Origin of the sequence: Streptomyces sp. SCSIO ZS0520 (assembly GCF_025643355.1) — a bacterium.
GTDB classification, from domain to species: domain Bacteria; phylum Actinomycetota; class Actinomycetes; order Streptomycetales; family Streptomycetaceae; genus Streptomyces; species Streptomyces physcomitrii.
This window is the reverse complement of sequence record NZ_CP092644.1, coordinates 4,065,859-4,089,058: the sequence shown is the minus strand read 5'-3', so window position 1 is coordinate 4,089,058 and position 23,200 is coordinate 4,065,859. Positions and strand designations below refer to the sequence as shown.

Annotated in this window: 16 protein-coding genes, 1 tRNA gene, 2 pseudogenes and 1 CRISPR repeat array (1 of these 20 cut by a window edge); of the genes and pseudogenes, 10 read left to right on the top strand and 9 right to left on the bottom strand. The window is 70.3% G+C overall.

Going from position 1 to position 23,200, the window contains the following annotated elements:
* Positions 1–202: 202 nt before the first annotated feature.
* The 8 genes from MID12_RS15840 to rpmH form a co-directional block, all read right to left on the bottom strand.
* On the bottom strand, positions 203–1,333 hold the full coding sequence (locus tag MID12_RS15840) for a ParB/RepB/Spo0J family partition protein (RefSeq protein ID WP_263167968.1): 1,131 nt from the start codon (positions 1,331–1,333) through the stop codon (positions 203–205).
* Entirely contained in the window at positions 1,330–2,406 is a 1,077-nt protein-coding gene (locus MID12_RS15835) for a ParA family protein (protein WP_078845005.1), read from the bottom strand. The genes MID12_RS15840 and MID12_RS15835 overlap by 4 nt, the downstream gene beginning before the upstream one ends.
* 379 nt (positions 2,407–2,785) lie before the next feature.
* Complete coding sequence (gene rsmG, locus MID12_RS15830; protein ID WP_040251257.1) at positions 2,786–3,502, bottom strand: 16S rRNA (guanine(527)-N(7))-methyltransferase RsmG; 717 nt, start codon at positions 3,500–3,502, stop codon at positions 2,786–2,788.
* 112 nt (positions 3,503–3,614) lie between these two features.
* A complete protein-coding gene (locus MID12_RS15825) occupies positions 3,615–4,124 on the bottom strand; it encodes a protein jag (RefSeq protein WP_040251254.1) in 510 nt (169 codons plus the stop codon).
* Positions 4,125–4,138: 14 nt separating this feature from the next.
* Positions 4,139–5,428 carry a membrane protein insertase YidC gene (yidC, locus tag MID12_RS15820; protein ID WP_040251251.1) on the bottom strand — a complete coding sequence of 430 codons (1,290 nt, stop codon included), beginning with the start codon at positions 5,426–5,428 and terminating at the stop codon, positions 4,139–4,141.
* Positions 5,429–5,431: 3 nt separating this feature from the next.
* Positions 5,432–5,788 (bottom strand): membrane protein insertion efficiency factor YidD, encoded by a 357-nt coding sequence (yidD, locus tag MID12_RS15815; RefSeq protein WP_040251248.1) that lies wholly within the window; start codon positions 5,786–5,788, stop codon positions 5,432–5,434.
* Complete coding sequence (gene rnpA, locus MID12_RS15810) at positions 5,785–6,165, bottom strand: ribonuclease P protein component (protein ID WP_263167967.1); 381 nt, start codon at positions 6,163–6,165, stop codon at positions 5,785–5,787. Before rnpA ends, yidD begins: the two co-directional genes overlap by 4 nt.
* A gap of 21 nt (positions 6,166–6,186) precedes the next feature.
* Positions 6,187–6,324 carry a 50S ribosomal protein L34 gene (gene rpmH, locus MID12_RS15805; RefSeq protein ID WP_003956500.1) on the bottom strand — a complete coding sequence of 46 codons (138 nt, stop codon included), beginning with the start codon at positions 6,322–6,324 and terminating at the stop codon, positions 6,187–6,189.
* A gap of 1,183 nt (positions 6,325–7,507) precedes the next feature.
* Between rpmH and dnaA the strand changes: the two are divergent.
* The 9 genes and pseudogenes from dnaA to MID12_RS15760 all read left to right on the top strand — a co-directional run.
* Positions 7,508–9,112 (top strand): annotated as a pseudogene (gene dnaA, locus MID12_RS15800) (chromosomal replication initiator protein DnaA); the annotation flags it as partial.
* 1,064 nt (positions 9,113–10,176) lie between these two features.
* On the top strand, positions 10,177–11,307 hold the full coding sequence (dnaN, locus tag MID12_RS15795) for a DNA polymerase III subunit beta (RefSeq protein ID WP_040251221.1): 1,131 nt from the start codon (positions 10,177–10,179) through the stop codon (positions 11,305–11,307).
* Between the two features lie 131 nt (positions 11,308–11,438).
* Positions 11,439–12,320, top strand: a complete 882-nt coding sequence (gnd, locus tag MID12_RS15790) for a phosphogluconate dehydrogenase (NAD(+)-dependent, decarboxylating) (protein WP_040251218.1) — start codon at positions 11,439–11,441, stop codon at positions 12,318–12,320.
* Between the two features lie 31 nt (positions 12,321–12,351).
* Positions 12,352–13,515: a DNA replication/repair protein RecF gene (recF, locus tag MID12_RS15785; RefSeq protein ID WP_263167953.1), complete on the top strand. Its 1,164-nt coding sequence runs from the start codon at positions 12,352–12,354 to the stop codon at positions 13,513–13,515.
* The gene (locus MID12_RS15780; RefSeq protein ID WP_263167951.1) at positions 13,512–14,255 is read left to right on the top strand and encodes a DUF721 domain-containing protein; all 744 of its coding nucleotides are present in this window, start codon (positions 13,512–13,514) and stop codon (positions 14,253–14,255) included. The genes recF and MID12_RS15780 overlap by 4 nt, the downstream gene beginning before the upstream one ends.
* Positions 14,256–14,759: 504 nt before the next feature.
* Positions 14,760–16,877: a DNA topoisomerase (ATP-hydrolyzing) subunit B gene (gene gyrB / locus MID12_RS15775; protein ID WP_040251212.1), complete on the top strand. Its 2,118-nt coding sequence runs from the start codon at positions 14,760–14,762 to the stop codon at positions 16,875–16,877.
* An 86-nt stretch (positions 16,878–16,963) separates the two neighbouring features.
* Positions 16,964–19,564 (top strand): DNA gyrase subunit A, encoded by a 2,601-nt coding sequence (gene gyrA / locus MID12_RS15770; protein ID WP_040251209.1) that lies wholly within the window; start codon positions 16,964–16,966, stop codon positions 19,562–19,564.
* Between the two features lie 193 nt (positions 19,565–19,757).
* Entirely contained in the window at positions 19,758–20,300 is a 543-nt protein-coding gene (locus MID12_RS15765) for a DUF3566 domain-containing protein (RefSeq protein WP_040251206.1), read from the top strand.
* Between the two features lie 115 nt (positions 20,301–20,415).
* Positions 20,416–20,489, top strand: a tRNA-Ile gene (locus MID12_RS15760).
* A gap of 474 nt (positions 20,490–20,963) precedes the next feature.
* On the opposite strand, the gene MID12_RS15755 is transcribed toward MID12_RS15760, so the two are convergent.
* Complete coding sequence (locus MID12_RS15755) at positions 20,964–21,611, bottom strand: hemerythrin domain-containing protein (protein ID WP_263167946.1); 648 nt, start codon at positions 21,609–21,611, stop codon at positions 20,964–20,966.
* Positions 21,612–22,096: 485 nt separating this feature from the next.
* Between MID12_RS15755 and MID12_RS15750 the strand changes: the two are divergent.
* Positions 22,097–22,371, top strand: a pseudogene (locus MID12_RS15750) (DUF1330 domain-containing protein).
* A gap of 404 nt (positions 22,372–22,775) precedes the next feature.
* Positions 22,776–23,200: a CRISPR direct-repeat array (repeat unit 30 nt; unit sequence CGGCTCACCTCCGCTCGCGCGGAGAGGACG) (it continues 32 nt past the right edge of the window).

Genomic DNA, 23,200 nt, shown 5'->3' with positions numbered 1-23,200 from the left:
GTCCCGTGCGGCTCGCCGTGGGCATGGCGCCGCCTCCCTCTGCGGTACCAACAGTCGGATGCGCCGTACTTCTCCGCATCGTAGCGAGGAAGCGATTGCCTCGAAACCGCCGTAAAGCAAAGAGCGGGCCGTTTTCCGGCACACACCGGACACGACCCGCTCTGCGCACCCGTGTTGCGGGGTGCTCGTCCGCGAGGCGGACTCAGCTCTCGTCCTCGCCCTCCGCGCCCTCCGTGTCGTCCTCCTCGGCGGGCGATGACTGCATCACCGGGCCCTCGCCGGGGGCGAGCGTGCCGAGGATGCGCTCCAGATCGTCTATCGAGGCGAACTCGACGACGATCTTGCCCTTCTTCTGACCGAGGTCCACCTTCACCCGGGTCTCGAAGCGGTCCGAGAGCCGGGAGGCCAGATGCGTCAGCGCCGGGGAGACCCGGGCGCCGGCCCGCGGGCCCTTGGCCCGGGGTGCGCTCTGCGGGCGGGAGCCCATCAGCGTCACGATCTCCTCGACCGCACGGACCGAGAGCCCCTCGGCGACAATGCGGTGCGCCAGCCTGTCCTGCTCCTCCGAATCCTCCACGGAGAGCAGGGCGCGGGCATGCCCCGCGGAGAGGACACCCGCGGCCACCCGCCGCTGCACCGCCGGCGACAGCTTCAGCAGACGGAGGGTGTTGGAGACCTGCGGACGGGAGCGGCCGATGCGGTCGGCGAGCTGGTCATGGGTGCAGTTGAAGTCCTTGAGCAACTGGTCGTAGGCGGCCGCCTCTTCCAGCGGGTTCAGCTGGGCCCGGTGGAGGTTCTCCAGCAGGGCGTCCAGGAGCAGCTTCTCGTCGTCCGTGGCGCGGACGATGGCCGGGATGTTCTCCAGCCCGGCCTCGCGGCAGGCACGCCAGCGACGCTCACCCATGATGAGCTCGTAGCGACCGGTGCCCAACTGCCGTACGACGACCGGCTGGAGGAGGCCGACCTCCTTGATGGAGGTGACGAGTTCGGCGAGGGCGTCCTCGTCGAAGACCTCACGGGGCTGCCGCGGGTTCGGGGTGATGGCGTCGATCGGGATCTCGGCGAAGTGCACCCCCGCGGGGCTCTTCCACTCCTCCGCGTCCGCTGCTGCCGGGGCCGCCGGTTCCTCGTTCTCGGGTGAGACCGTTCCCTGGGGGAGTGAGGCCACCTTCGCCGCGGCGACTCCTCGCTCCGCGGTCAGTACGGGGACCGTGGTGGGAGCGGGCGTGCTGCCGTCCTCCCCCGCCGCCGAGGCGGGCTTCTCCGGTGGTGTCGGGGCCGCGGGGATCAGTGCGCCCAAGCCCCGCCCCAGTCCCCTCCTACGCTCGCTCACTGGATCCCCTCCGCCGTGCTCTGCTGGTCGTTCTGCGGGCTCACATAGCCCTGGTGCTCGTCGTACCGGATGCCCACCCCGCGCAGGGCCAGTTCACGCGCCGCCTCAAGATAGGAGAGCGCACCGCTGGAGCCGGGATCGTACGTCAGCACGGTCTGCCCGTAGCTCGGCGCCTCAGAGATGCGGACCGAACGCGGGATGCTGGTCCGCAGCACCTCCTCGCCGAAGTGATTGCGTACCTCGTCGGCGACCTGCGAGGCGAGTCGGGTCCGCCCGTCGTACATGGTGAGCAGAATCGTCGAGACATGCAGGCTCGGGTTGAGGTGGCCCCGTACCAACTCGACATTGCGGAGCAGCTGGCCCAGCCCCTCCAGCGCGTAATACTCGCACTGGATGGGGATGAGGACCTCCGCACCGGCCACCAGGGCGTTGACGGTCAGCAGACCGAGGGAAGGCGGGCAGTCGATGAGGACGTAGTCCAGCGGCTGCTCGTAGGCGTCGATCGCCTTCTGGAGCCTGCTCTCCCGCGCCACCAGGGACACCAACTCGATCTCCGCACCGGCGAGATCGATGGTGGCCGGGGCACAGAAGAGCCCTTCGACATCCGGGACCGGCTGTACGACCTCGGAGAGCGGCTTGCTCTCCACCAGGACGTCGTAGATGGAGGGCACTTCGGCGTGGTGGTCGATCCCCAGCGCCGTCGAGGCGTTCCCCTGCGGGTCGAGGTCGATCACCAGCACCCGGCCGCCGTGGAGAGCAAGGGAGGCCGCCAAATTGACGGTGGTGGTCGTCTTCCCCACCCCGCCCTTCTGGTTGGCGACCACCATGACCCGAGTCTCCTCCGGCCGTGGCAGTCCCTCGCCCGCACGACCCAGCGCCTCGACAGCAAGTTGGGCAGCACGACCGATTGGGGTGTCATCCATCGGGGCCGGTGTTTCACGTGAAACATCCTCCCCCGCCGTCTCGGTGCGGGGACCGGGGACCGGATCGGTCATCGGTCCCGCGATGTTGGCGTCGGACCGCAAGGATTCACTCTCCTCGACTACAGGCTCGCAATGAACAGAGCCTCCCATGCCTTCGGGGTCAGGAACCAGCGAGCCCCGGTCTTCTGTGGAGAAATCCGGCTCTGTGGAAAACTCCGCCCCCCTTCTGGGGGACCCGAGAGCACTCTGGGACCGACGGTCACGGGGTGCGGCCGCCGTGCGGCCGCGATTGATGATGCCATGCAAGAGCGAACGACGTTTCACGTGAAACACGATGTCGCTCGCACCCGGCGCGGACATTACCGACACTCCGGTCAAGGGGCTCCGGTGTACCCGGCGGGGGCGGTCAACTCGGCGAGACGGCTGAGTTGTCGGCCCATGCGTATGTCTCATGTACGGGCGGCTGTCTCCGGTACGGGCGGCCGTCGGCTCAGTTCAGCCGCGACCCCTGTCCCCTCAGCCTGTCCCCTCAGCGGCGCCGGCGGGTACGTTCCGTTCGTGCGGCCTTGGCGCGCTTGGCCGCGAAGCGCACGCCACCGGGGCTCTCGCCGACCTGGACACGTACGACCGTGGACAGCGGATCGACCAGGCCCTCGCCGACCTGGACGATCGAGACGTCCTGGGCCCCCAGCTTGCTGAGCGCCGCCCCGGCCGCCTTGACCTCCTCGTGCGCCGCGTCCCCCTTGAGAGCGAGCATCTCCCCGTAGGGGCGCAGCAGGGGCACTCCCCAGGCCGCGAGGCGGTCCAGCGGGGCGACGGCGCGGGCGGTGACCACATGGACGGGGGTGAGCTGGCCGAGGACCTCCTCGGCGCGCCCGCGCACCACGGTCACATGATCGAGGCCCAGGAGTTCGACGACCTCGGAGAGGAAGTTGGTCCGGCGGAGCAGGGGCTCAAGAAGGGTGATCTTGAGGTCGGGCCGGACGAGGGCGAGCGGGATCCCGGGCAGCCCGGCACCAGAGCCCACATCGCAGACGGTCACGCCCTCGGGGACGACCTCGGAGAGCACGGCGCAGTTCATCAGGTGCCGCTCCCAGAGTCTGGGCACCTCGCGCGGACCGATCAGCCCGCGCTGCACACCGGCCTCGGCGAGCAGCTCGGCGTACCGGACCGCGTCCTGGTAGCGCTCACCGAAGATCTTCCGGGCCTGCTCCGGCGCCGGGGGGAGCTCCGCTTCCTCCGTCACGGGACCGTCCTTCCATACCGAGCCACCCGCGCTGGGCGTACTGGCTCTCAGGCTGACAAAGAGCGGCCCCGTCTGCACACACAGACGGGGCCGGAAAAACGTGAGGTGCCGCTCAGGCAGGCAGAACGACGACGAAGCGCTGGGGCTCCTCGCCCTCGGACTCGCTGCGCAGACCCGCCGCCTTGACCGCGTCGTGCACGACCTTGCGCTCGAAGGGGGTCATCGGCTCCAGCTTCACCGGCTCGCCCGAGCTCTTCACATCGGCGGCGGCCTTGGCGCCGAGGTCGGAGAGCTCGGTGCGCTTCTTGGCGCGGAACCCGGCGATGTCGAGCATGAGGCGGCTGCGGTCACCGGTCTCCCGGTGCACGGCGAGACGGGTCAGCTCCTGGAGGGCTTCGAGGACCTCCCCGTCCCGTCCGACGAGCTTCTGCAGATCCCGGCCACCCGCGTCGCTGATGATCGACACGGCGGCCCGGTCGGCCTCCACGTCCATGTCGATGTCACCGTCGAGGTCGGCGATGTCCAGCAGACCCTCCAGGTAGTCCGCCGCGATCTCGCCTTCCTGCTCGAGGCGGGTCAGGGTGTCGCCCTCGGCTTCGGGGGAGATGGTGCCTTCCGTCACGGATGGACTCCTTCTTACTTCTTGGACGGGTGCTTGGGACGCTGCGGGCCCTTGCGCTGTCCGGACTTGGCTTGGCGGGCGTTACCGGAGGCGGACTTGCCGCCCCCGGACGGGGACTGTGCCGAGGACCCCTTGGCCGGTGGGGTGTCCTCCGGCTCGTCGGCCTCGTCCTTGGACAGGGAGGTCTTCTCCGCGGTGCTCTTGGGCGCCCCGGTGGTGGACTGCCGCTGCGCCTTGGACTGGCGCTTGGGCTGCTGGCGCTTGGGCGCTCCGGCCTGGACGCCGTCCTCGGTCTCGGTGGCGACGGCACCCGACTCGCTCTTGTCGACCGAGCCGTCGGTCTGGGCGGCGAGCCCGGCCTTGCTGAGCCCGTTGATGAACTTGCGCTCGAACTCGTTGCGGTCGCGGCCCTTGGCGACGATGGCCTTGATGGCGTTGCGGTCGCGGCGGCTGCGGACCTTCTCGGCGTGCGTGACGTGCTTGAGCAGGCGCTCCAGGTAGGAGGCCTGGGCCTTGCTGCCGGGGGTGGGGTTCTGGCGGATCACGTACATCTGCTGGCCCATGGTCCACACGTTGGTGGTCAGCCAGTAGACGAGGACGCCGACGGGGAAGTTGATGCCGAAGACGGCGAAGATGACGGGGAAGACGTACATCAGCATCTTCTGCTGCTGCATGAACGGCGTCTTCACGGTGGTGTCGACGTTCTTCGTCATCAGCTGGCGCTGCGTGTAGAACTGCGACAGCGACATCATCACGATCATGATCGCGGTGACGATGCGGACATCGGTCAGGGAGGCGTCGAGCGCGGCGACCTTGTCTCCGCTGTCCATGAACTTCGCGGCGAGCGGGGCGCCGAAGATGTGCGCGTTCCGGGCGCTGTCGAGCAGCGGCCGGTCGATGACGCCGATGGTGTCACCCGAGGCGATGCTGCTGAGCACGTGGTACAGGGCGAAGAAGAACGGCGACTGCGCCAGGATGGGAAGGCACGAGGAGAGCGGGTTGGTGCCCGTCTCCTTGTACAGCTTCATCATCTCTTCGGACTGACGCTGCTTGTCGTTCTTGTAGCGCTCCTGGATCTTCTTCATCTCGGGCTGCAGCGTCTGCATCGCCCGGGTCGCCTTGATCTGCTTCACGAAGAGCGGGATCAGGCAGATACGGATCAGGATCACCAGGGACACGATGGACAGGCCCCAGGCCCAGCCCGTGTCTTCACCGAAGATCGCACCGAACACCTTGTGGAACTGGACGATGACCCAGGACACCGGTGTGGTGATGAAGCTGAAGAGACTGGCAATCGTGTCCACTAATCAGGCTCCTTGAGCATGGGACGGGGTCTCGGCGGCGTGACCCGGGGGCTCGTGGTGGCACCCGGACGGCGCGCCGGCGGCGGGAGGCCCGCCCTTGCGTTCGCGCCAGGCAGTGCGCAGCATCTCGTGCCAGCGCGGTCGCTTGCGCGGCGGTACATGATCGACACCACCGGCGGACCACGGATTGCACCGCAGGATGCGCCAGGCGGTCAGTGCCGTTCCCTTGACCGCGCCATGCCGGTCGATGGCCTGGAAGCCGTAGTGGGAACACGAGGGGTAGTACTTGCAGACCGGCCCGAGCAGCGGGCTGATGGTCCACTGGTAGATCTTGATCAGTGCCAGCAGTGGGTACTTCATCGCGCGCCCCCTCCCAGCAGCCTCGTGATCGCGGCGTCCAGGTCTCGGGCCAGCTGGCCGTATGCGGCGTCCCCCGCACCGGGCAGCGCTCTGACGACTACCAGGCTACCGGGGGGCAGCAGACCGAGGCGGTCGCGCATCAGATGGCGAAGCTTGCGCTTCACCCTGGTGCGGACCACGGCACCGCCCACCGCCTTGCTGACGACGAAACCCGCACGCGTGGGAGAGGCATCCTCCCCCGGTGCGTGCGGGTCCGTGGCACCACTGCGTTCACGGGCGACATGGACGACGAGAAGTGTCCGGCCGGCCCTGCGTCCTCGGCGTACCGCGGTCGCGAAGTCCTCGCGCCGCCTCAGCCGATGCTCGGTAGGCAGCACGACGTCATGACCTGTGGATGATCAGGCGGACAGACGGGCGCGACCCTTGCTGCGGCGGGACGCGAGAATCGCGCGGCCGGCACGGGTGCGCATCCGCAGCCGGAAGCCGTGGGTCTTCGCGCGACGACGGTTGTTCGGCTGGAAGGTGCGCTTGCTCACTCGGGGGCTCCAGTAATGATTCGAAGGATGGCGGGAGATCGATTGGCTGTCACCGTGCGCCCACGAGTAGCTCGCTTACGCCCGAGTGCACCGCTTCCCGGTCGAGAATCCCCGGCGTGACCTGGGATCCTTGACCTTTTGCCCATCGGAGGCAGGCGGCAGCAGCCATCGACAACTCGACCTGGTTACGGTACGCGGGGCCGCGCCGCCGGGTCAAACCAGCTCCTGGACGACCGGGAAAGACCGGCGAAAGTCCGGGAAAGACGGGCGCCCGGGGGACACTGTGCACAGGCTGTGGACAACAACTTGAACCGTACCCGTTGCCCTGACTACCGTGGCTGGACTCCGATTCGTTCCCTTCGCCCGCCACCGCGCGGGCGCCCCGTGTCTCAGGGGGGTCCGTCCGGCGAATCATTCACCGACCGTCCCAGAACCACACCTTCGTGGGACCAGCGAGAGAGCGTGCCCTGTGGCTGACGTAACTGCCGATCTTGCCGCAGTGTGGCCACGGGTGCTCGACCAGCTCCTCGGGATCGGCGACGGGGGCGGCCACGGGATCGAGGCGAAGGACGAGCGGTGGATCAGGCGCTGCCTGCCACTCGGCCTGGTCGCCGACACCGCACTGCTCGCCGTGCCGAACGAATTCGCCAAGGGCGTGCTCGAAGGCCGCCTCGCGCCCGTCGTCGGCTCCTCCCTCAGCAGGGAGTACGGCCGCCGCATCCGCATCGCCATCACCGTCGACGAGAACGCCGGCGAGGCGCCCGCCCCCGGACTGCCCGGCCAGCAGCAGCGGTACGAGGAGCCGGAGCTGCCCTCCGCCGCCCCCGGCCGCGAGACGTACGAGGGGTACGCCCGCAGGTCGGGCGAGGAGCACCCCGGGCACGGCCGCGGCGACTCGGTGCCCGCCGCCCGCAGCGAGGCCCGCCCGGACTCGCTGCCGACCGCCCGCCCCGCGTACCCCTCCGAGTACCAGCGCCCCGAGCCGGGCGCCTGGCCGCGCACCGGCCAGGACGACTATGGCTGGCAGCAGCAGCGCCTCGGCTTCCCCGAGCGCGAGTCCTACACCGGCCCCGCCGCCCAGCAGCAGGGCCACGACTACCGCGGCGGCGAACGCGGCTACGACGCCGAGCGCCCGTCCTACGAGCAGGACCGCGGCGGCTACGAAGCGGACCGTTCCTCCTACGAGCAGGAGCGCCCGTACGAGAAGGACCGCCCCTATGACAAGGAGCGCCCCTCCTACGAGGGCGAGCGCCCTTACGACGGTGAGCGGCCCGGGTACGAGAGCGAGCGCGCCGGATACGAGCAGGAGCGTCCCGCGGCGGACCGCCGGGGCGCCGAGCGCGGCGGCTACGAGAGCGAGCGGCCGCCCTACGAGCGGGAGCGCGAGCGCGGCGAGCGCCCGGGGTACGAGGCCGAACGGCTGCCGTACGAGCAGCGGATGGACTTCGAGCGCGGGGACCGCGGCGAGCGGGCCCCGGCCGAGCGCGGGGACCGCGGCGAACTCGGCGCATACGAGAAGTCCCGCGGGGAGTACGAGCGCCCGGAGCTGCGGGAGCTGCCGGACCGGCGCCCCCCTTCCGCCCCGGACCCGGGCGGGCAGTCGCCGAGCGGCGGGCCCGGTCCGCGCGGGGGGCCGCCCTCCTCGCGGGGGCATGTGCACGCGGGCGGGCCGGTGGGCTCCTCGCTGCCCGCCTCCAGTGGTGCGCCCGGGCCGCTGGCGGCGAAACCCGCCCCGGCGACCGGTCCCGGGGAGCCGACCGCGCGGCTGAACCCCAAGTACCTCTTCGACACCTTCGTCATCGGCGCCTCGAACCGCTTCGCCCACGCGGCCGCGGTCGCGGTCGCCGAGGCACCGGCGAAGGCGTACAACCCGCTGTTCATCTACGGGGAGTCGGGGCTCGGCAAGACCCACCTGCTGCACGCGATCGGGCACTACGCGCGCAGTCTCTATCCGGGGACGCGGGTGCGGTACGTCAGCTCGGAGGAGTTCACCAACGAGTTCATCAACTCGATCCGGGACGGCAAGGGCGACAGCTTCCGCAAGCGGTACCGGGAGATGGACATCCTGCTCGTCGACGACATCCAGTTCCTCGCGGACAAGGAGTCGACGCAGGAGGAGTTCTTCCACACCTTCAACACGCTGCACAACGCGAACAAGCAGATCGTGCTCTCCTCGGACCGGCCGCCCAAGCAACTGGTCACCCTGGAGGACCGGTTGCGCAACCGCTTCGAGTGGGGGCTGATCACCGATGTGCAGCCGCCCGAGCTGGAGACGCGGATCGCGATCCTGCGCAAGAAGGCGGTGCAGGAGCAGCTCAACGCCCCGCCGGAGGTCCTGGAGTTCATCGCCTCCCGGATCTCGCGCAATATCCGCGAGCTGGAGGGCGCCCTGATCCGGGTGACCGCCTTCGCCTCGCTCAACCGGCAGCCGGTGGACCTCGGCCTGACCGAGATCGTCCTCAAGGACCTGATCCCCGGCGGTGAGGACGCCGCCCCCGAGATCACGGCCACCGCGATCATGGCGGCGACCGCCGACTACTTCGGCCTGACCGTGGACGACCTGTGCGGCTCCTCGCGCAGCCGGGTCCTGGTGACCGCCCGGCAGATCGCGATGTATCTGTGCCGCGAGCTGACCGACCTCTCGCTGCCGAAGATCGGCGCGCAGTTCGGCGGGCGCGACCACACCACCGTGATGCACGCGGACCGCAAGATCCGGGCGCTGATGGCGGAGCGCCGCTCCATCTACAACCAGGTCACCGAGCTGACCAACCGCATCAAGAACGGCTGAGGGGCCGCCAGGCCCGCTCCGCCCGCGCCTCACCGTGAACCCCCGGCCCCGCGCCGGGGGTTCTCGCTTGCCCCAGCGGCGTCCTCCGGGGACGCGCACCGCACCCGCCGGACGTCCCGGGGGCGGTCCGCGACCCCGTTCCGCGGCTTCTCAAACCTTCCTCGTACGGGATCGCGCGGCTTCTCGCGCGCCGGTTCGGGAGGCGGCTGTTCGATTCCCTCCACTGCGGCGCTGCTTCTCCACAGATTCGGGGACTTTTTCCCGTCCACACCCTGGGGAGGGGGAAGTTGTCCCAAGGGCGTCCACAGGAGGCCCGGTCGATGATCCATCAGACCAGCTCAGCCGCCTGTGGATTGGTGGACGAAGCTTCTCCACACCTTGTGGACGCGCGGCTTGTGCACAGCCTGTGGGTACGGTTGTCCACCGCCCGCCCACAGGCCGGGGGCCGTTGTCCCCAGCTTGCCGTACCTTCTCCACATCGCCGTCCACTGTTCGGCAACGAGGCACGCCCTCTCACCGCTTGGAGTGAAAGGCGTCACACGAAGCTGACCGATTGGGCTGTGGGGAACCTGGGTAAAGCTGGGGACGCCGCTGGGGAGAACCACCCCTTGCCTGTGCATCGGGTGTGCAGAACTTTCCCCCGTCCACAGCGACGGCCGGTTGTCCACCGGCTCCGCCCACAGGCACAGTGGACAAAATTTCCGTGCTGACCTGCGAAAACGCGGTTATCCACGGTTTCCACAGCCCCTACTACTACCCCCACCTAGTTAGACCGGGGAATTGGTTTCGAAGTGGGGGCTGTGCACAACTCGCGGTCCGGCGCCGAACTGCCGCCCGGTACGACTTGACCCCGAGAGGCGCCGAGTGTCAGCGCGGTACGTCAGACTGGTCCCCGGTCACCTTCCCCTCGGTGGGACGGAGGACACCGCGTCGCACTGACTCCCGGAAGCCGAGAGGCCCCCGGAGCCCGGGACGCGGAGCAGACCGACCAGGCAGACCGACCAGACAGATCAGTCAGACCAGCAGGGCGAGAGCAGCCAGGCGACAGCAGGAGGCGGCTTACGGTGAAGATCCGGGTGGAACGCGATGTACTCGCGGAGGCAGTTGCCTGGGCGGCGCGCAGCCTCCCGGCCCGGCCTCCGGCGCCGGTACTGGCGGGCCTGCTGCTGAAGGCCGAGGACGGCGCCCTGAGCCTGTCGAGCTTCGACTACGAGGTCTCGGCCCGCGTCTCCGTCGACGCCGAGGTCGAGGAGGACGGCACGGTCCTCGTCTCCGGCCGCCTGCTCGCCGACATCTGCCGGGCCCTGCCCAACCGCCCGGTGGAGATCTCCACAGACGGTGTACGGGCCACCGTGGTCTGCGGCTCCTCCCGCTTCACCCTCCACACCCTGCCTGTGGAGGAGTACCCGGCCCTGCCGCAGATGCCCACCGCCACCGGCACCGTCCCCGGTGAGGTCTTCGCCGCCGCCGCCAACCAGGTCGCCATCGCCGCGGGCCGGGACGACACCCTCCCGGTGCTCACCGGTGTGCGTATCGAGATCGAGGGCGACACCGTGACCCTCGCCTCCACCGACCGCTACCGCTTCGCGGTCCGCGAGTTCCTGTGGAAGCCGGAGTCCGCGGAGATCTCCGCGGTCGCCCTGGTGCCCGCCAAGACCCTCCAGGACACCGCCAAGGCGCTGACCAGCGGCGACAGCGTGACCATCGCCCTGTCCGGCTCCGGCGCGGGCGAGGGCCTGATCGGCTTCGAGGGCGCGGGCCGCCGTACCACCACCCGGCTGCTCGAAGGCGACCTGCCGAAGTACCGCACGCTCTTCCCGACCGAGTTCAACTCGGTGGCCGTGATCGAGACCGCCCCCTTCGTGGAGGCCGTCAAGCGCGTGGCCCTGGTCGCCGAGCGCAACACCCCGGTGCGGCTCAGCTTCGAGCAGGGCGTGCTGATCCTGGAGGCCGGCTCCAGCGACGACGCACAGGCTGTGGAAAGGGTCGACGCGCAGCTGGAGGGCGACGACATCTCGATCGCCTTCAACCCGACCTTCCTGCTCGACGGCCTCAGCGCCATCGACTCCCCGGTGGCCCAGCTCTCCTTCACCACCTCCACCAAGCCCGCCCTGCTGAGCGGCAAGCCCGCCCTGGACGCGGAGGCGGACGAGGCGTACAAGTACCTGATCATGCCGGTGCGGCTGTCCGGCTGAGCGGACAACACCGCAGGTGAGCGGGGTGACGCCTGAGCGGCTGAGCCCACAGGTGTGCACGGCGGCGCGGGTTTAGGCTCGGTCTGGGCACGGCCCGTGCCCGCCCACCGGACGCTACTTAAGGATCATTGATGGAGCTCGGTCTCGTCGGCCTCGGCAAGATGGGCGGCAATATGCGCGAGCGCATCCGCCGCGCAGGCCACACCGTCATCGGATACGACCGCAACCCCGATCTCGCGGACGTCAGCACCCTCCAGGAGCTGGTCGGGCGGCTCAGCGGCCCGCGGGTGGTCTGGGTGATGGTCCCGGCCGGTGACGCGACCCAGTCCACCATCGACACCCTCGGCGAACTCCTCGAACCGGGCGATGTCGTCGTCGACGGCGGCAACTCCCGCTGGAGCGACGACGAGAAGCACGCCGAGGAGCTGGCGGCCAAGGGCATCGGCTTCGTGGACTGCGGCGTCTCCGGCGGCGTCTGGGGCCTGGAGAACGGCTACGCGCTGATGTACGGCGGCGACAAGGAGAACGTCGCCAAGGTGCAGCCGGTCTTCGACGCCCTCAAGCCGGAGGGCGACTTCGGCTCCGTGCACGCGGGCAAGGTCGGCGCCGGCCACTTCGCGAAGATGGTCCACAACGGCATCGAGTACGCCATGATGCAGGCCTACGCCGAGGGCTGGGAGCTGCTGGAGGCGGTGGACTCGGTCACCGACGTGCGCGAGGTCTTCCGCTCCTGGCAGCAGGGCACGGTCATCCGCTCCTGGCTGCTCGACCTCGCCGTCAACGCCCTCGACGACGACGAGCACCTGGAGCAGCTGCGCGGTTATGCACAGGACTCCGGCGAGGGCCGCTGGACCGTGGAGGCCGCCATCGACAACGCCGTGCCGCTGCCCGCGATCACCGCCTCGCTGTTCGCCCGCTTCGCCTCCCGCCAGGAGGACTCGCCGCAGATGAAGATGATCGCGGCGCTGCGCAACCAGTTCGGCGGGCACGCCGTCGAGAAGAGCCAGAAGTAATCCACACCCTGGGGGAGGTCGGTGCACGGCCGTGCATGTCACTCATCTGTCGCTGGCCGACTTCCGCTCGTACGCCCGGGCCGAGGTAGCACTCGACCCGGGCGTCACCGCGTTCGTGGGGCCCAACGGCCAGGGCAAGACCAATCTGGTGGAGGCGGTCGGCTATCTCGCCACCCTCTCCAGCCACCGGGTCTCCTCGGACGCCCCCCTGGTGCGCATGGGCGCCGAGCGGGCGGTGATCCGCGGCGCGGTGCGCCAGGGCGAGCGGCAGCAGCTGGTCGAGCTGGAGCTGAACCCGGGCAAGGCCAACCGGGCGCGGATCAACCGCTCCTCGGCGGTCAGGCCCCGTGACGTGCTCGGCATCCTGCGCACCGTGCTCTTCGCGCCGGAGGACCTGGCGCTGGTCAAGGGCGATCCCACCGAGCGCCGCCGCTTCCTCGACGAGCTGGTCACCGCCCGCTCCCCGCGGATGGCCGGGGTGCGCGCCGACTACGACCGGGTGCTCAAGCAGCGCAACACCCTGCTGAAGTCCGCCGCGCTCGCCCGCCGCCACGCGGGCCGCACGATGGACCTGTCCACCCTGGACGTCTGGGACCAGCACCTGGCCCGGGCCGGCGCCGAGCTGCTCGCCCAGCGGTTCTCCCTGATCGACGCCCTCCAGCCGCTCGCCGACAAGGCCTACGAGCAACTCGCCCCCGGCGGCGGCCCGTTGGCCCTGGAGTACAAGCCCTCCGCCCCCGGTGAGGCGCACCGCCGCGAGGAGCTGTACGAGCAGCTCCTCGCCGCCCTGGCCGAGGTGCGCACCCAGGAGGTCGAGCGCGGCGTCACCCTGGTCGGCCCGCACCGCGACGACCTGGTGCTCAAGCTCGGCCGGATGCCCGCCAAGGGGTACGCGAGCCACGGCGAGTCCTGGTCGTACGCGCTGGCGCTGCGGCTGGCCTCGTACGACCTGCTGCGCGCCGAGAGCCCGTACGCCGAGGAGACACCGGCACAGGGCGGGCGCCGGGCGGGGGAGCCGGTGCTCATCCTGGACGACGTCTTCGCGGAGCTGGACTCCCGGCGCCGGGACCGCCTCGCCGAGCTGGTCGCCCCCGGCGAGCAGGTCCTGGTGACCGCGGCGGTGGACGAGGACGTCCCCGAGGTGCTGCGCGGGGCCCGGTTCCGGGTCGGCGAGGGCGAGGTGACGGCCGGATGAGCGGCGGCGGGCGGCGCCCCGGGCCGAGCGGGCAGCAGCGCCTCGGCGGCGGCCCCGGCGAGGACGCCCCCGCGGACGGGACCGGCGGCCGCGCGCCCCGCCGCGACGGCGCCCCGGCCGCGCCGGGCAACCGGGCCGCGCCGGACACCTCGCCCGGATCGGGCACCCCGCCCGCACCGGCGGACACCCCCGCCACCGAAGCCGCGCCCGCGGGCACCGGCGAACCCAGCGGCGTCGACCTCGCCCGGGTCGCCCTGCGCGCGGCCAAGGAGCAGGCGCGGGCCCGCGGGGACGCCGCCCGGCAGAAGAAGCAGGCCCGCCGCGGTGGCGGACTGCGCTCGGGCGCCCGCGCGGACGGCCGCGACCCGCTGCCGCTCGGCGCCGCGATCAACCGGCTGATCACCGAGCGCGGCTGGGAGACCCCGGCGGCGGTCGGCGGGGTGATGGGCCGCTGGCCGCAGATCGTCGGCCCCGACCTCGCCCGGCACTGCGTCCCGGTGAGCTACCAGGACGACGCAGGCGACCCGGCCACCGACCGCGTGCTGACCGTGCGCTGCGACTCCACGGCCTGGGCCACCCAGCTGCGCCTGCTCGCCCCCCAGCTGGTCGCCCGCCTGAACGAGGACCTCGGCCACGGCACCGTACGGCTGATCAAGGTCCAGGGCCCCGGCACCGGCCCGCGGCGGTACGGATCGCTGCGCGCCCCCGGCAGCAAGGGCCCCGGCGACACCTACGGCTGAGCCCGGGCGAGAACCGCGTGCGGCCTCGGTGACGGCCGCCGGTCCCGCCCCGCGTCGGTTGCCGATCCCGGCCCGAGTCGGGTGCCGGTCCCGCTTCCGCGTCAGCTGCCGGCCGCCCCGCGAGACCGCCGGCAAGCCCCGGTGACGGCCGTCGTCCGGCCCCCGCGGCACCCGCGGACGCGGTGGTCAGAAGGCCGCGGCGGCTCCGTAGCTGGGGGTTGACACCCCGAAGCGCTGAGTGCCGCTGTGAGCCTCTTGGGCCCCCGCTCCGCATATGGGGAGTCGGAAGAGGCCGGTTCAGGGCGGCACATGCCATCTCAGGTACCGGCAAAGCCCCATCAGTGTCAGCGGTACCGGTAGACTGAGGGCTAATCCGCGCTCCCGCGAGCGCGAGGCACCACCGAGTACCCGCTGTCCCGTCTCCTCCGTCTTTCGTCAGCTTCGCACCAGGCTCACCACCGCACCACGCCGCAGTCGCTCCGGCCGACGCCGGTTGCACGGTTTGTGCTGTGCCAGAAAGGGCGCTTCGTGGCCGATTCCGGCAACCCCAACGAGAACACGTCCCCGTCTCCGACTCCCGACCCCTCCGCGGACGTCCCCGCGCACGTCGCCGAGGACCTCGCGGAGGCGGCGGCGGAGTCGGCGTACGACGCGAGTGCCATCACGGTCCTCGAAGGACTGGACGCGGTCCGTAAGCGCCCCGGTATGTACATCGGCTCGACCGGTGAGCGCGGCCTGCACCACCTCGTCTACGAGGTCGTGGACAACGCGGTCGACGAGGCGCTGGCCGGGCACGCGGACACCATCGACGTCACGATCCTCGCCGACGGCGGGGTGCGCGTGATCGACAACGGCCGCGGCATCCCGGTCGGCATCGTCCCCTCCGAGAACAAGCCGGCCCTCGAGGTCGTGCTGACCGTGCTGCACGCGGGCGGCAAGTTCGGCGGCGGCGGCTACGCGGTCTCCGGCGGTCTGCACGGCGTCGGCGTCTCGGTCGTCAACGCCCTCTCCACCAGGGTGGCCGTGGAGGTCAGGACCGACGGGTACCGCTGGACGCAGGACTACAAGCTGGGCGTCCCGACCGCGCCGCTGGCGCAGCACGAGGCGGTCGAGGAGACCGGCACCTCGGTCACCTTCTGGGCCGACGGCGACATCTTCGAGACCACCGAGTACTCCTTCGAGACGCTCTCCCGGCGCTTCCAGGAGATGGCCTTCCTCAACAAGGGCCTGACCATCCGGCTCACCGACGAGCGGGAGTCCGCGAAGGCCACCGCCGACGCCGACACGGCGGGCGCCGACGCCCCCGAGGACGTCGCGGAGAAGGTCCGCACGGTCACGTACCACTACGAGGGCGGCATCGTCGACTTCGTGAAGTACCTCAACTCCCGCAAGGGCGAGGTGGTGCACCCGAGCGTCATCGACATCGAGGCCGAGGACAAGGAGCGGCTGCTCTCCCTCGAGGTCGCGATGCAGTGGAACGGCGGCTACAGCGAGGGCGTGTACTCCTTCGCCAACACCATCCACACCCACGAGGGCGGCACCCACGAGGAGGGCTTCCGGGCCGCGCTGACCGGGCTCATCAACCGGTACGCGCGCGACAAGAAGCTGCTGCGCGAGAAGGACGACAACCTCACCGGCGACGACATCCGCGAGGGCCTGACCGCGATCATCTCGGTCAAGCTGGGCGAGCCGCAGTTCGAGGGCCAGACCAAGACCAAGCTCGGCAACACCGAGGCGAAGACCTTCGTGCAGAAGGTGGTGCACGAGCACCTCACCGACTGGCTCGACCGCAATCCGAACGAGGCCGCGGACATCATCCGCAAGTCGATCCAGGCCGCCACGGCCCGGGTCGCGGCCCGCAAGGCGCGCGATCTGACCCGCCGCAAGGGCCTGCTGGAGACCGCCTCGCTGCCCGGCAAGCTGAGCGACTGCCAGTCCAACGATCCCACCAAGTGCGAGATCTTCATCGTCGAGGGCGACTCGGCCGGCGGCTCCGCCAAGTCCGGCCGGAACCCGGAGTACCAGGCCATCCTGCCGATCCGCGGCAAGATCCTGAACGTCGAGAAGGCCCGGATCGACAAGATCCTGCAGAACCAGGAGATCCAGGCGCTGATCTCCGCCTTCGGCACCGGGGTCCACGAGGACTTCGACATCGAGAAGCTCCGCTATCACAAGATCATCCTGATGGCGGACGCCGACGTCGACGGCCAGCACATCAACACCCTGCTGCTGACCTTCCTGTTCCGCTTCATGCGGCCGCTGGTCGAGGCGGGCCACGTCTTCCTGTCCCGGCCGCCGCTGTACAAGATCAAGTGGACCCGGGACGACTTCCAGTACGCGTACTCGGACCGCGAGCGCGACGCGCTGATCGAGCTGGGGCGCCAGCAGGGCAAGCGGATCAAGGAGGACTCGGTCCAGCGCTTCAAGGGTCTCGGCGAGATGAACGCCGAGGAGCTGCGCATCACGACCATGGACCAGGACCACCGCGTCCTCGGCCAGGTCACCCTCGACGACGCCGCCCAGGCCGACGACCTCTTCTCGGTCCTGATGGGCGAGGACGTCGAGGCCCGCCGCCAGTTCATCCAGCGCAACGCCAAGGACGTCCGCTTCCTCGACATCTGAGGCGGCCTTCCGGCGCGGCCGCCCACCCCCGGCGGCCGCCCGAGGGACCTCCGCTTCCGCACAGTCCGAAAGGATCCAGTACGGCCATGGCCGACGAGAACACCCCCGCTCCCAGTGAAGAGCCCGTCGAGACCGGCGAGGAAACGGTCGCGGTCGAGGCGATGCGTGTCGAGCCCGTCGGGCTCGAGACGGAGATGCAGCGCTCGTACCTCGACTACGCGATGTCCGTCATCGTCTCCCGCGCGCTGCCGGACGTCCGCGACGGCCTCAAGCCGGTGCACCGCCGCGTCCTCTACGCGATGTACGACGGCGGCTACCGGCCCGAGAAGGGCTTCTACAAGTGCGCCCGCGTCGTCGGCGACGTCATGGGCAACTACCACCCGCACGGCGACTCCTCGATCTACGACGCGCTGGTCCGCCTCGCGCAGCCCTGGTCGATGCGGATGCCGCTGGTCGACTCCAACGGCAACTTCGGCTCCCCGGGCAACGACCCGGCCGCGGCCATGCGGTACACCGAGTGCAAGATGGCGCCGCTGTCGATGGAGATGGTCCGCGACATCGACGAGGAGACCGTCGACTTCACGGACAACTACGACGGCCGCTCCCAGGAGCCGACCGTCCTGCCCGCCCGCTTCCCGAACCTGCTGATCAACGGCTCGGCGGGCATCGCGGTCGGCATGGCCACCAACATCCCGCCGCACAACCTGCGCGAGGTCGCGGCTGGCGCCCAGTGGTACCTGGAGAACCCGGAGGCCTCGCACGAGGAGCTGCTCGACGCCCTCATCGAGCGCATCAAGGGCCCCGACTTCCCGACCGGCGCCCTGGTCGTCGGCCGCAAGGGCATCGAGGAGGCCTACCGCACCGGGCGCGGCTCCATCACCATGCGCGCCGTGGTCGAGGTCGAGGAGATCCAGAACCGCCAGTGCCTGGTGGTCACCGAACTCCCGTACCAGGTCAACCCGGACAACCTCGCGCAGAAGATCGCCGACCTCGTCAAGGACGGCAGGATCGGCGGCATCGCCGACGTCCGCGACGAGACCTCCTCGCGCACCGGCCAGCGCCTGGTCATCGTGCTCAAGCGGGACGCGGTCGCCAAGGTCGTCCTCAACAACCTCTACAAGCACACCGACCTGCAGACGAACTTCGGCGCCAACATGCTGGCCCTGGTCGACGGCGTGCCGCGCACCCTCTCCCTGGACGCCTTCATCCGGCACTGGGTGGCGCACCAGATCGAGGTCATCGTCCGGCGTACGAAGTTCCGGCTGCGCAAGGCCGAGGAGCGCGCCCACATCCTGCGCGGCCTGCTCAAGGCCCTGGACGCCATCGACGAGGTCATCGCCCTGATCCGGGCCAGCGACACCGTCGAGACCGCCCGCACCGGCCTGATGGAACTCCTGCAGATCGACGAGATCCAGGCCAACGCCATCCTGGAGATGCAGCTGCGCCGGCTGGCCGCCCTGGAGCGCCAGAAGATCATCCAGGAGCACGACGAACTCCAGGCGAAGATCACCGAGTACCAGGAGATCCTGGCCTCGCCGGTGCGCCAGCGCGGCATCATCAGCGAGGAACTGACCGCGATCGTCGAGAAGTTCGCGGACGACCGGCGCACCAAGCTGGTGCCCTTCGACGGTGACATGTCCATCGAGGACCTGATCGCCGAGGAGGACATCGTCGTCACGATCACCCGCGGCGGCTACGTCAAGCGCACCAAGACCGACGACTACCGCTCGCAGAAGCGCGGCGGCAAGGGCGTCCGCGGCACGAAGCTCAAGGAAGACGACATCGTCGACCACTTCTTCGTGTCCACCACCCACCACTGGCTGCTCTTCTTCACCAACAAGGGCCGCGTCTACCGCGCCAAGGCCTACGAGCTGCCCGACGCCGGACGCGAGGCCCGCGGCCAGCACGTGGCGAACCTCCTCGCCTTCCAGCCGGACGAGTCCATCGCGGAGATCCTCGCCATCCGCACCTACGAGGTCGCCCCCTATCTGGTCCTCGCCACCAAGGCGGGCCTGGTCAAGAAGACCTCCCTGAAGGACTACGACTCCCCGCGCTCCGGCGGCGTCATCGCGATCAACCTCCGCGAGATGGAGGACGGCCGCGACGACGAGCTGATCGGCGCCGAACTGGTCTCCGCCGAGGACGACCTGCTGCTCATCTCCCGCAAGGCCCAGTCGATCCGCTTCACCGCGACCGACGAGGCACTGCGCCCGATGGGCCGCGCCACCTCCGGCGTCAAGGGCATGAGCTTCCGCGAGGGCGACGAACTGCTCTCGATGAATGTCGTCCGGCCCGGTACGTTCGTCTTCACCGCCACCGACGGCGGTTACGCGAAGCGCACGCCCGTGGACGAGTACCGGGTCCAGGGCCGCGGCGGCCTCGGCATCAAGGCCGCCAAGATCGTGGAGGACAGGGGCTCGCTGGTCGGCGCGCTGGTCGTGGAGAGCAGCGACGAGATCCTGGCCATCACGCTCGGGGGCGGAGTGATCCGCACGCGCGTCGATGAGGTGCGCGAGACCGGCCGTGACACCATGGGTGTCCAGCTGATCAACCTGGGCAAGCGCGACGCCGTCGTCGGGATCGCGCGCAATGCCGAGGCGGGCCGGGAGGCCGAGGAGGTCGACGGCGACGTCGACGCCGAGGCGGCCCCGGCGGCGGACGAGGACACCGAGTCCCCGTCCGAGTAGGCCGGGCGGGCCGAGAGGCCGCCGAGTACGAGGAGCGGGTCGTGAGCAGGGCCACGGTCGCCGGAACCCTTCCGGCAGGAACGGACGGCGTCCGTGGCCCCGCGGTGACCGGCCCCGCTCCCTGCTCGCCCCTTCCCGCCCCTGCCATCTCTCCCTTTCACGACGACGACTCCCAGCAGCCCCAGGGGGCAACGTGACCGAAACCCGAGGCGCCGAGGGCCAGCAGTACACGGGCGGAGCCCTGCCCGGCGAACGGCCGCCGGAGGCCCCCTCCGGCCCGTACCACCCGCCGCAGGCCTACCAGTCCGCCCCGGACGGCACCGTGCGCAGACCCCGTACGCCCGCGGGGGCGCGCACCACCCCGCGGACCCGCAAGGCGCGGCTGCGGGTCGCCAAGGCGGACCCCTGGTCGGTGATGAAGGTGAGCTTCCTGCTCTCCATCGCGCTGGGCATCTGCACCGTGGTGGCCTCCGCCGTGCTGTGGATGGTCATGGACGCGATGGGCGTCTTCTCCACCGTCGGCGGCACCATCTCCGAGGCGACCGGCTCCAACGAGTCCAACGGATTCGACCTCCAGTCCTTCCTCTCGCTGCCCCGGGTGCTCATCTTCACCTCGGTCATCGCCGTCATCGACGTCGTCCTCGCCACCGCCCTGGCCACCCTCGGCGCCTTCATCTACAACCTCTCCGCGGGGTTCGTCGGCGGCGTGGAGCTGACCCTGGCGGAGGACGAGTAACCACCGGGAGCCGGTCGCGGGCCCCCGCCGGGGGCCTGTTCCCGGCCCCGGTTACCGATTTTGGGACTGACCACGTCGTGCGCTAATCTTCTCAGGTCAGCGCACAGAGCGCGGCGGGGCTATAGCTCAGTTGGTTAGAGCGCATCCCTGATAAGGATGAGGCCACAGGTTCAAATCCTGTTAGCCCCACAGATGCAGTGCAGAGAGATAGGGCGTTTCCCCTGGTGGGGAGGCGTCCTTTTTCTTGTCGGCCGGGGAGGGCGATATCGGTCTCCGTCGGTCTGGGCGGGGATGAGGGGCTGGGAGTGAGCAAGATCTTCTCCCGGATTTCTCCCAGCTTCTCCCGGGCCTCCGCTGTCCGGAACCCATGGCATGGGACCGGGGCCCGGGGCCGTACGGACTGGAACACTGAGGGCTCTTCCGCGTCCTCCGTCGGCCCTCGGACTGCGGGTACCTGCATCGAGACGACCTCCCGCCTCACCGAGCCCGTCCTGTTGGGCCTGGCCGTCCTCGCCCTCCGCGACCGCGTCAAACGCTGACGCCCGGGGCCCCTGGGGGAGCGCCCATAGTGCCGAGCTTCCTCGCCGGGAGGCCCGCACCCCAAAGAAGGTGAGAGGAGCCGATGCGGGGCGAAGTCCCGGGAGTGGCAGGCCGATCCGCCGACTAGACCGCGTGGTGCTCACCGAAAGCGGCGAGCTGGTACCTCTCCAGCCAGCCGCTGAACAGCCGCCCGACCGCGGCGGCGGGCACACCCCCGCGCTCCTCAGGGCCCGAGACGGACAGCAGCCAAGCCGGCATGAACCGCAGCGTCCACAGCGGCGCCGTCTTACGCATGTGCTTCTCGAAGCCCTTCCAGGTCCGGCCGTCCAGTGCGAGCGCGAGCCGTCCCGACAGCTCTCGCTCCTCGTCGGCGGCGTGCGCGGCGAGCTGCTCGCGCAGTTCGTCCGTCCGGGCCGCCAGCTCGGCCGGGGCCGCTTCGTCGGTGCCGAGGCGCTGGCTGACCTCGTGCCAGGCGTGCAGCACCTTGGTGAGTTCCGCGTGCTCGGCGGTCATCAGCGTCAGAGCGTCCACGTCGGCACCCCGCTCGCGCAGCGTCGGCCAGAGGAACTCGTCCTCGCCTCGGTGGTGGTGCTCGATCAACTCAAAGATCGTGTGCGTATACGCGCGCAACGCGCTGGTGCGATCCGCGTCGGCCGCCGGCAGCGCGCGGCTGGCGAGGCCGATGCGCTCCACGTCGCGCACCATGGCACGGTGCACCAGCAGCATGGTCTGATGGCCTCGGGCGAGGACGGCGGCGGGCAGTTCGGTCACGGGTGGCTCCTTGGAACGCGCTGGTGAGGGTCGTGCGGGTGAGGCGATCGTGCGCAGCAGCCGACACTCGGGTGGCTGGCCCGCGGCTCGCCGGCACCGGCGGGGCTCGGCATCTCCGCGGTCACCATGCCTCGTCCGGCACAAACGCCAAGACGCCGTCCTGACGCACGGCACGGGCGCGTTGAGCGGCGAGCAACGGAAGCACCTACCCGGCGAAGAACCTGTCCGTCGCCATCTTGCCCAGGCAGAAGGTGCGTTGGGCAGTGTCGCGGCCAAGTCTGTCTGCGGTGTACGGCCAGATCGTCACGGCCGAGGAGTTCGGTGGCCCCCTCGGTGGCCCTTCTCGGTGGCGCTCGTACGTCGGGCGAGCGTCTGCTTCCGGTTCCTTCGGAGGGACTGTCGTGGTGAATCCGATGCGCTGTGGGTGTGGGTGTGGGGCAGACGGTGCGGCCGCACCTGGCGTGGTCCCGACACTTGGAGGTTCGATGCCCACGAGCCACTGGGCCAGCGTCTACCGCACCTTCTCGGACCCGGAGAAGCAGGCCGCTCCGGCCATCGCGGCCGGGGGCGGTCGGTCCTCGTCCGAGGCGGCCGGGTTATGGCGCGCGACGCCGGAAGCGTCGAGCGCGTCGTCGTGATCCGGTTCGACAGCTTCGAGCAGGCCATCGCGGCGCGCGAGAGCGCGGACTACCAGCAGGCGCTGGCCGCCCTCGACGACGGCGACGAGCGTGACTTCCGCATCGTCGAAGGCATCGACTGACCGGGACCAATGACCTCTCCCCGCAGGCCACCCTCGTCACCGTCACCCTGACAACGAACCGCTCCAAGGACGGCCAGGACCCGAGTGGCTGCCCGTCCAAGACCTCCCCCTGCCGCTACGCCGCCGACTGCCCCGACACCGACCTGCCCGCAACCGGCACATCCTGACAACGCCCCGTACGAGCAGGCGGAGGCTCAGGGCGCCGGGCTCCCGGCAGCTTCTGGCTCGGGGCTGATGTCGCGGAGGAACTCCAGGTGCAGCAGGATGCACTCCCCGCCCGGGTCCGGGCCGGTGCGGCGTTCTTCGCCGACGACCCGGTACACGCCGACCTGCGTGTGCGGGCCGTGCTCGCCGAGGGCCTGACGGCTCCACAGGATCCGTCCACCGACCGCGGGGACGGGCGGCGGCTCACCTCCGCTCGCGCGGAGAGGACGTACCCGCCCGGGCACCGAACGCGCTGAAGATCGGCTCACCTCCGCTCGCGCGGAGAGGACGGACGAGGACCGCACCGGCTACCAGCGCACCGCGGCTCACCTCCGCTCGCGCGGAGAGGACGCACGCCCTTGAGTAAGAAGATTTAGAAGCTGTGGCTCACCTCCGCTCGCGCGGAGAGGACACGGCACGGGCCAAGGCCGCACAGATCGCGAGCGGCTCACCTCCGCTCGCGCGGAGAGGACACCTGAGGTCCGGGAAGGGGTACGAGGAGCTGCGGCTCACCTCCGCTCGCGCGGAGAGGACGCGATTCGAGGGCTACGTGTGCCAGCCCGGCACGGCTCACCTCCGCTCGCGCGGAGAGGACGACGGGACTCGCGTCTCGGCGATCGCCGAC

What these genes read in the sequence shown, in the direction of transcription:
- MID12_RS15835 (WP_078845005.1), bottom strand. Translation starts at nt 2,406, where the DNA reads ATGGGAGGCTCTGTTCATTGCGAGCCTGTAGTCGAGGAGAGTGAATCC.
- yidD (WP_040251248.1), bottom strand. Translation starts at nt 5,788, where the DNA reads ATGAAGTACCCACTGCTGGCACTGATCAAGATCTACCAGTGGACCATC.
- gnd (WP_040251218.1), top strand. Translation starts at nt 11,439, where the DNA reads ATGGAGCTCGGTCTCGTCGGCCTCGGCAAGATGGGCGGCAATATGCGC.
- MID12_RS15780 (WP_263167951.1), top strand. Translation starts at nt 13,512, where the DNA reads ATGAGCGGCGGCGGGCGGCGCCCCGGGCCGAGCGGGCAGCAGCGCCTC.
- gyrA (WP_040251209.1), top strand. Translation starts at nt 16,964, where the DNA reads ATGGCCGACGAGAACACCCCCGCTCCCAGTGAAGAGCCCGTCGAGACC.